Below are 2,560 nucleotides of genomic sequence, written 5' to 3'. Positions count from 1 at the left end.
CCCCGCACCCGCCCGCGCCACCCGTCTGTCGATTCATCCGTCCATCCGTCCATCCGCTTTCCCGTACTCTCCGGAGGCTCATCGTGCACAGCCGTATCGGTCTGTTCCTCTCGCCCGTCCACGAGACCGGGCAGGACCCCCACCTGGCGATACGCCGGAACCTCGACCTCGTCGAGTACGCCGACGACCTCAACTTCGACGAGGCGTGGTTCGGCGAGCACCACACCCTCGGCTGGGGCCTGGTCGGCGCCCCGGAGACGATGATCGCCGCCGCTTCGCAGCGCACCAGCCAGATCAAGCTGGCCCACGGCGTCGTGCCGATCTCCGGCCACCACCCCTTCCACGTGGCGAGCCGGGCGGTGCACCTCGACCACCTGACCCGCGGCCGGTACATCCTGGGCGTCGGCCCCGGCGTGCCGTTCGACGCGAAGATGTTCGGCCTGGAGCAGCCGGTGCAGCGGCGCCGGCTGGACGAGGCGCTGCCGACCGTCCTGGAGCTGGTCAACGGTGACGAGCGGATCAACCAGCAGACCGACTGGTTCGAACTGCACGACGCCAAGATCCAGCTGCCGCGCTACAGCCCGCAGGGCATCGAGGTCGCCGTCGCCACCTCCGGAACCTCACAGACCAGCCCCCGGCTCATCGGCCAGTACGGGCTGAGCATGACGTCCTTCGCGCTGCCCTTCGCCCTGCTCACCCCCGGCGCCCCCGCGCACATCAACCTCGCCCACCAGTGGAAGTACGCGCAGGAGTCGGCGGCCGAGCACGGGCAGACCCTGGACCGCGACAAGTGGCGCATCGCGCTGCCCGTGCACGTCGCGGAGACCCGCGAGGAGGCGTACGCGGACGTCCGCGACGGCTACGACCGCTGGCTGTTCGAGTACTTCGGCAAGGCCGCCGGGCGCGAGGTGCTCAGCCCGGACGTGCCGCGCGAGCGGGCGCTGGAGGCGCGTGTCGAGGCCGGCGGCGCCCTCGTCGGATCGGTGGACGACGTGGTCGCCGGCATCGAGCGGCTGCACGAGATCACCGGTGGATTCGGCACGCTGCTGGTCTACGTCGCCGACTGGACGTCGTGGGAGCGCACCAACCGCAGCATGGAGCTGCTGGCGCGCTACGTCGCCCCGCGCATCAACGGTTCGGCTGCCCGCCCGCAGGAAGCGGTGGACTTCGCCATCGCCGCCCGCAACCGCTGACCAGCCACCGCCTCCGACGCCGCCGCAGCCGCTGACCCGTCAGCGCACCGCGAGGTCGTTCAGCACCCGCCACACCCACCCAGCGTGTCACCGCCGTCATCCAACGCGCCGGGGCAGACCGCAGACCACCGAGCTGCCCCGGCGCCCGCCGAACGGAAGACCCCATGATGCAGCCACGCTCGTTCCGCGACATCCTCGGCCAGTTCACCACGGGAGTGGTACTGGTCACCGCCGACACCGCCGAAGGCCCACGCGGCATGGCGGTCAACTCCTTCACCTCCGTCTCGCTGTCCCCGCCGCTGGTCGCCCTGTGCGCCGCGGACACCTCCTCCACCTGGCCCGCCATCCGCGACGCCGGCGCCTTCGCCGTCACGATCCTCGGGGACCGGCACGCCGAGCTGTGCCGGCTGTTCAGCCAGAAGGGCGCGGACCGCTTCGCCGCCGGCGAGTGGACGACCACCCGGGCCGGGCACCCGATACCGGCCGACGGGCTGGGCTGGCTCGACTGCCGCATCACCACCGTCCACGCGGCCGGCGACCACGAACTGGTCATCGCCGAGGCCCTGGAGGGGGCGGTCACCGAGCACGCGGGGCCGCTGGTCTTCCACGCCGGCCGCTTCACGGCACTGGCAGCCGCAGCCGCCTGAGCCGTCACCCCAACCCACCGGTCCCGCCCGGCGGGCTGAGGACACCGTGGCACACGCGCCGCCGTCAGGACCGGCACCCGCACCGGCACGCGTCCGTACGGACCGGAACGCGCCTGCGCGCCGACGCCAACGAGAAAGGCAACCCGCGTGTCTCTCACCGACCCCCGTCCACCTCTTTCCCGGTCGCCGGATGCCGACAGCGGGGGAGACCTCCGTTTCATCCGGACCGCCCCGCGCCACCTCGTCGACCGGAGCGCGGTCGCGGAAGTGCTGATCACCGACTGGCGGCGGGTGAGCTCCGACGCGTTCCGGCTGGCAGCGCAGTGGCCGCGCGGACACCACTTCTACGCGCCGGTCGCCGGCGCCTGGTACGACCCGCTGCTCGCCGCGGAGTCGCTGCGGCAGGCGGCGGTCCTGGTCGGGCAGGCGTACTACGACGTTCCGGCCGATTGCCACTTCCGCATAGCCGAACTGGAGTTCGAGATCGTGCCGAGTGCTCTGCTCCTGGGCCTCCGGCCCGCCGAGCTGCACCTGGAATCCGCGATCACCGAGGTGCGGCGCCGGACCGGCGCGCCCACCGCCCTCACCATGGAGACCGACCTGCTGCGTGACGGCGAGTTCGCCGGTGCCGGACGCCTCACCCTGCACATGGCCGGGCCACGCGATCACGAGCAAGCCGCCTCCGCCGACCCCCACCCCGTCCTCGAGACCGATCCCGGA

The 2,560-nt window shown here is 72.3% G+C and carries 3 protein-coding genes; all 3 read left to right on the top strand.

Annotated features, from left to right (window positions below; genetic code table 11):
* The first annotated feature begins 83 nt into the window (after positions 1-83).
* Complete coding sequence (locus E0D90_RS24980) at positions 84-1,193, top strand: LLM class flavin-dependent oxidoreductase (RefSeq protein WP_103502562.1); 1,110 nt, start codon at positions 84-86, stop codon at positions 1,191-1,193.
* Between the two features lie 164 nt (positions 1,194-1,357).
* Positions 1,358-1,840, top strand: coding sequence for a flavin reductase family protein (locus E0D90_RS24975; RefSeq protein WP_130800196.1), 483 nt, complete (start codon positions 1,358-1,360; stop codon positions 1,838-1,840).
* 147 nt (positions 1,841-1,987) lie between these two features.
* The coding region (locus E0D90_RS24970) for an AfsA-related hotdog domain-containing protein (RefSeq protein ID WP_265415975.1) at positions 1,988-2,560 on the top strand (573 nt) is incomplete at its 3' end.

Source organism: Streptomyces otsuchiensis, from assembly GCF_004305975.1.
Classification (GTDB): domain Bacteria; phylum Actinomycetota; class Actinomycetes; order Streptomycetales; family Streptomycetaceae; genus Streptomyces; species Streptomyces otsuchiensis.
This window is presented reverse-complemented; position numbering and strand designations above follow the sequence as displayed.